The sequence below is a fragment of the Streptomyces sp. NPDC004542 genome (genome assembly GCF_040610035.1).
In the GTDB taxonomy this organism is placed as follows: Bacteria; Actinomycetota; Actinomycetes; order Streptomycetales; family Streptomycetaceae; genus Streptomyces.
The window spans coordinates 1-5,372 of record NZ_JBEXLP010000174.1 but is presented as its reverse complement, the minus strand read 5'-3'; the positions used below and the strand labels follow the sequence as shown (position 1 = coordinate 5,372).

Genomic DNA, 5,372 nt, shown 5'->3' with positions numbered 1-5,372 from the left:
GCCGAGCCGCCTGCGGTGGTCGCGCAGCAGCATCGCGAGATGCTCGGCGGTCCCTCTGCGGACATCGAGGACAGCGGTGTAGGTGATACCGGACGCCACGTGAAGCCTCTCGGCCGGAACTTGATCTTCGCAGACCCGTTCCTACCAGGGGCTTCACGCATAACTGACGCCGGGTCACCGCCACGATCACTCGCACGCGGTCACACACCGCAACCATCACGTTGCCGAGAAGACCTCAGTCTGCTCTGTGGACCTGCCGTCGAGGTCATCTAAGCCTGACGCGTGCAGATCGCGGGCACACCCGGCCATGCATCGCCTGGCACCTGATCAACGAACCGGACGCCTCTTACCGGGAACTCGGCGCTGACTGGCACCGCCGCCACTTCGGCCCCGCCCGCAAGACCCGCGATCTCGTCCACCATCTCCAGGCCCTCGGCCACCAAGTCGCCATCACCCCGGCATCACCTGACCAGCCCGTCTGACCGTCATCCGGTCCGCACGCAGCCCGGATGCTGCCGCCGGCCCTCCCAAACATCGATTTTCCGATCAGCTTCAGCGCCCGGCACGCTCGGGACCGTGCCCCGAGATAGAGCAAGCCCATCCCGTCGGAAACGGGGCGGGCTCACCTCTTCGGCTGAGGCCTCTCTGTTTCAGGACGCCGGGATCCCATCCCCGTCGATAGCGACGACCACCGACCCCGACCCCTCGGCCAAATAGTCGTGTTCCGGAAAGTAGTCCACGTGAAGATGGTCGTCCTGATCCGCCTCCACAGCAAAGCCTTCGATGTTTTCGGCGAGGAGCGAAAAGGACTCTGGGCCGCCCTGCACATCCATGGATTCGCCGTTTCCGAATGACGAAATCATGATCTTTGCGCTCACTTGACGGAATGTCATCCGCGCCAACGACCTGCTGTACGGGAACGGATCGGAGACCTTCTCCAAGAGAATCTCTCCCTGCCCGTTCCGCAACTGCTGTCCCAAGGCCAACAGTTCGGAGCGGGTTCCGGAGAGTTCCAGCTCCCCGGTCGAATCATCGCGCAAGACCTTCACCATCACGCCTTCACTCTTCGCCTACGGCCAGTAGTCGCCGGACCGGATCGTGGACGGGTCGATCGCCGTGTGCGGATCCTTGAGCGGGCCGCTGGTGACTGTTTTCCCATTGATCTGGGTCTCCAGGTTCAGATGCGGACCCAGTTTCTGGACGTGCCCGCTTCCGGGGTTCACATCGAACCTCGCGATCTTCCTGACCATGTTCCCGGACGCATCGGTCGACACGCTCATGAACTGGACTCCACCGCTGCCGGACCGCACCCCTGTCGCGTTGTCAACGACATGTGCCACGGCACGACTGACGGCCTCGTCCATCGAAATGCTGCAGTTGTGGACCAGGACCGGCGTGCGGCCCGCCAGCACATAGTACGTGTGCTACGCGACCCCTCTCTACCTGCGTTTTCGCAGGTAAAACGGTGTTCGACGGTTCCGCTGGGGTGCGGGTTCGGCCGGGGTCGTTCGTGGTTACCCCGTCACCACTGCCGTCAAGGGTCTTGACCAATCAGGCAGGACTGGGGCCTCGCGGCGGCTCGGAGGTGGGCCTCCGAGGCGGCCCTCGGTCGGCGTGCGGCAAGGTTCGTGCGTCGGCCAGTCTGGCAGTGCGGGGGCCAGGGCGGGACGGGTTCGCCGATCGGAGGGGGCCGGGAGCTTCGCTCCCCGTCGGAGGCGACGCCAGCCACCGCTCGACGGCGAGCTGGCGATTCGCGCGGAGAGCCAGCCCCCTGGTCGGCCCTGTTCCCCTGGATGGCCCGGTGAGATATCCAACGGGACAACTTCCCGAAGCGCCAGCAGCCAGTTTCTGGTCAGCCTGGTCACGGGCCGCTGCCTCGTCTGGGAGCCGGGCCCGGCTGCGCCAGCGGCGAGCGGCTACTCCGCGCCGAGGATGCGCAGACCGTGGTGGGCTCGGAAGTCCTCGTAGTCCTTGAGGTTGAGCGTGGCCAGCGGCAGGTCGTAGGTGAGAGCACAGGCCGCGATCCACATGTCGTTGATCGGGCGTGGGCGTCCGCGCTGGATGCCCGCGGCTGACAGGCGGCCCCAGGATGCGGCGACGGCTTCGTCGCCGGGCAGGATCGGGATGCCGGAGAGCCAGTCGGCGAGTTCCTGGCGGCTGCGGGTGCCCCAGTGACGGATCTCGGTCCACTTGGTCAGTTCGCCGAAGGTCACGAAGGTGATCAGCGGCTTGCGGCCGATCAGCCTGGTGGCGAGCGGGCCGGTGAGCTTGCGCTTGTGGGACAGCGAGGCGACGTCGGTGTCGAGGATGACGGGTTGCACGGCGGCGGCTCAGGCGACGTCGCGGTGGCGCTCGGCGTACGTGAAAGCCAAGAACTCCTCCAGTTCCTCGTCCGACTCGAAGGTGTCGGCGGCGAGGTCGTCCAGGGACCGGATCGGCTGGGTGTTCTTCGCGGCCAGCAGCTCCTCGACCGAAACGCGGGGCCGAAGCGGTGGGTAGCCGGAGTACTCCGCGTCGGGTGTGCTCATCGGGACCTCCACGGGACGGGATGTGGCTACCGAGGCCAGCATACGGGGGCTGCCCCGCGCTGACACCGGGCTTCACCCCACGGAGTCGATCCCCGAACATGTGTGCGCCGATCCTCGCAGGTGCTGGCGGGAGCTTGGGCCGGTGGCCTGCCTGGGGTGGGGTCGGGTACGGACAGGGGGCCGTACGCCGGGCCGGCGAACGGGGCAGGCACTTGGTCCTGCTACATCAGCACGACCGCCGGGACGGCTTGCTGTGCCGGAAGCCAGGTTCTGGTCAGCTCGGTCACCAGCCGTCGGATCCTGAGTCGGTCGTCGCTCAAGGCTCGACGCTCGTCCGTGGGCCGCGCCGCGAGCCGGCCGCGGCGAACGGCCAAGTGCATCTTCCAGGGCCGGGCGGGGAGGGATCGGCCGATGGTGGGGCGCTGGGAGCTTCGCTCCCCGCCGGAGGCGACGCCGGCCACCGCCCTCGGTGAGCCCGGTGACGGACGTGAAGGGTCGGTCCCCTGGTCGGCCCTGCGCCTGCGATCCGGCCGTAGGACGGTCGTCGGTGACAACTTGCTCCGCCAGGAGCCCAGTTACGGTCAGCCCGGCGACCAGGCCGATTGCCTCTCCGGCAGCCCTGGATCACCCCCGGCTGCCGGGGCGGCTCGCCACCTGCGGCCAGCTGGACCGCCGCCGCGGCCGAGCGTCGAGAAGCCAACAAGCCTCACCAGGTTTCCGATGTTGTCTAGGCCCAGCGTCAAACATCACCTGGGACCAAACCGTCAGGCATCACCTGGGACCCGACACCAACGGGGAGGGCACCGTCTACCAACGCAAGGACGGCCGCTGGGAAGCCGCCGGGTACGTCCTCGCCCCCGGCAACACCCGCAAGCGCGTCCGCGTCTACGGCACCACCCGCAAGGACGCCGTGGCCAAGCTCACCGAGAAGATCGCCGCCAGCAACCGCGGCATCCCCATGCCCTCCGCGCAGGACAGCGTGGCCGCGTACCTGACCTATTGGCTGGAAGGCGTCGCCGTCGCAGCAGTGCGAGCGTGAGGCAGCAGGGGCCACGTGGCAGCACAGCGGGCACGTGTTCACCACGGCGCAGGGCGGATCGATCGACCCGACCAACCTCACCCGCGCCTTCACCACCCTCCTCCGCCGCGCCGGCCTCCGCCGCATCCGCTTGTTGAGTCGGCCCGGGGCGCGGTGCCGGGATTGCTCCCGGTCCGTTTCCCGGGACCGCTTGCCGAACCCGCCGTACCGATCTCTCGGTAACGGGCTCTCCACGGTGTCTGCCGTCAGGCAGTGGCGGGCCAGGGGCTTGGGATCTTGTTGCCCCGGTAGGTGTAGCGGGAGACCGTCACACCTTGCAGCCGGTAGTACTCGAACCCGTCGGCCGCGATCACCCACCGCCCGGAGGCGGTTTTCAGGTGGCGGCGCAGTTGACCCCAGTTCCAGCCGTGGCGGGCCCGCAGCATGTGGACGAGTCTCCACCAGGTGAAGGAGTCCAGCTTGCTGAAGGTCCACTTCGCCACGGCGTGCCGGAAGTAGTTGGCCCAGCCCCGCATGATCTGGCCCAGCCGGGTCAGGGTCGATACGAGGTCCCACTGTGATGTCTTGTGTGTCAGGGCACGGATCTTCGCCTTCAGGGTCCGGACGGGCCGGGGATCGATGAAGGTGTAGACGTACCACTTGTTCGTCCCCCCCTTACGTTTCCACCGGATGCGGAAACCGAGGAAGCCGAACCCGTCGCTCATGTGGACCACTTGGGTTTTGTCTGGTGACAGCCGCAGCCCCATGGTGGCCAGCACCCCGGCGACGTCCTCGCGCAGCGCTTCGGTGTCCTCGCGCGAACCATGCACCAAGATCACGAGGTCGTCGGCGTAACGGATAATCCGCCACGTCGGCCGGCCGCGGGAACGTCGGTAGGTTCGCTTTCCCGGGGTGGACATCGCCCCGCCGTCCTTCCACGGCGCCATCACGTGCTCGTCGAGCGCGGACAGCGCGATGTTGAAGATCAACGGTGACAGGATGCCGCCCTGGGGTGTGCCGGTGTGGGTGTTGCGCTGCTCGCCGAGTTCGGTGAGCACACCGGCCTTGAGGAACGCCTTGACCAGGACCAGCACACGCTTGTTCTTGACCCGCGCCCGCACTCGGTTCATGACGAAGGAGTGCGAGAGGTTGTCGAAGGCCGCCTCGATGTCCGCGTCCAGCACCCAGCGATAACCCCGGGTGCCGAAGTGGTGGATCTCGGCGATCGCGTCGTGTGGCCTGCGCCGGGGCCGGAATCCGTAGGAGACCGGTTCGAATCCGGTCTCGAAGATGGGTTCCAGCACCAGTTTCAGCGCCGCCTGGACGACCCGGTCCGCGAGCGCGGGAATCCCCAGCTTGCGGAGCTTTCCCGACCCGCCCGGTTTGGGGATCTTCCTCTCCCGCACCGGCAACGGCCTAAACGAGCCGTCCCTGAGAGCGGCCCGCAGATCGTCCAGGAAACCGGGGACCCCGATCCGCTCCTCGACTCCGGCGACCGTCAGGCCGTCGACGCCGGGAGTGTCGGCCCCCCGGTTGCCCGCGACCCGGTCGAACGCCATGACCAGCGTGGCCGGGTCGTGCACGAAGTTGAACAAGTCATCGAACCGGCGGCCCGGATCGGCCGCCGCCCAACGGTGAAGCTTGGTCTGCATCCCCGATACCCTCGCCCATGACCCGGCAGGTCCCGGACGCGGAGCGCCGCCGTTCGGCGGTGCGTCTTCCGGCATTACAGGGTCTTCAAAGTTGAGCGGTGCGGAGGTGTCCGCGGGCCCGGCGGGTGGTGACGCAGCGTGTCCGTAGCCGTTGGTTGTCGGCATTGCGAAGGC

Annotated in this window: 5 protein-coding genes and 2 pseudogenes; 1 reads left to right on the top strand and 6 read right to left on the bottom strand. The window is 67.6% G+C overall.

Annotated features, from left to right (window positions below; genetic code table 11):
• The 5 genes and pseudogenes from ABZX30_RS37655 to ABZX30_RS37635 form a co-directional block, all read right to left on the bottom strand.
• Positions 1–99 (bottom strand): annotated as a pseudogene (locus tag ABZX30_RS37655) (IS5/IS1182 family transposase); the annotation flags it as partial.
• Between the two features lie 551 nt (positions 100–650).
• Positions 651–1,055, bottom strand: a complete 405-nt coding sequence (locus ABZX30_RS37650) for a hypothetical protein (protein ID WP_355942820.1) — start codon at positions 1,053–1,055, stop codon at positions 651–653.
• Between the two features lie 15 nt (positions 1,056–1,070).
• Positions 1,071–1,280, bottom strand: a complete 210-nt coding sequence (locus ABZX30_RS37645; RefSeq protein ID WP_355942817.1) for a hypothetical protein — start codon at positions 1,278–1,280, stop codon at positions 1,071–1,073.
• Positions 1,281–1,916: 636 nt separating this feature from the next.
• On the bottom strand, positions 1,917–2,321 hold the full coding sequence (locus ABZX30_RS37640; protein ID WP_355942814.1) for a type II toxin-antitoxin system VapC family toxin: 405 nt from the start codon (positions 2,319–2,321) through the stop codon (positions 1,917–1,919).
• 9 nt (positions 2,322–2,330) lie between these two features.
• On the bottom strand, positions 2,331–2,528 hold the full coding sequence (locus ABZX30_RS37635) for a hypothetical protein (RefSeq protein WP_155057999.1): 198 nt from the start codon (positions 2,526–2,528) through the stop codon (positions 2,331–2,333).
• A 745-nt stretch (positions 2,529–3,273) separates the two neighbouring features.
• On the opposite strand from ABZX30_RS37635, the pseudogene ABZX30_RS37630 reads away from it, so the two are divergent.
• A pseudogene (locus ABZX30_RS37630) lies at positions 3,274–3,549 on the top strand (hypothetical protein); the annotation flags it as partial.
• A gap of 263 nt (positions 3,550–3,812) precedes the next feature.
• Here the strand turns inward: ABZX30_RS37630 and ltrA are convergent.
• Positions 3,813–5,198 carry a group II intron reverse transcriptase/maturase gene (gene ltrA / locus ABZX30_RS37625; protein ID WP_355942812.1) on the bottom strand — a complete coding sequence of 462 codons (1,386 nt, stop codon included), beginning with the start codon at positions 5,196–5,198 and terminating at the stop codon, positions 3,813–3,815.
• Positions 5,199–5,372 lie beyond the last annotated feature (174 nt).

Excerpts from the sequence above, each read along its gene's own strand:
- ABZX30_RS37645 (WP_355942817.1), bottom strand. The coding sequence starts at position 1,280 with ATGAGCGTGTCGACCGATGCGTCCGGGAACATGGTCAGGAAGATCGCG.
- ABZX30_RS37635 (WP_155057999.1), bottom strand. The coding sequence starts at position 2,528 with ATGAGCACACCCGACGCGGAGTACTCCGGCTACCCACCGCTTCGGCCC.
- ltrA (WP_355942812.1), bottom strand. The coding sequence starts at position 5,198 with ATGCAGACCAAGCTTCACCGTTGGGCGGCGGCCGATCCGGGCCGCCGG.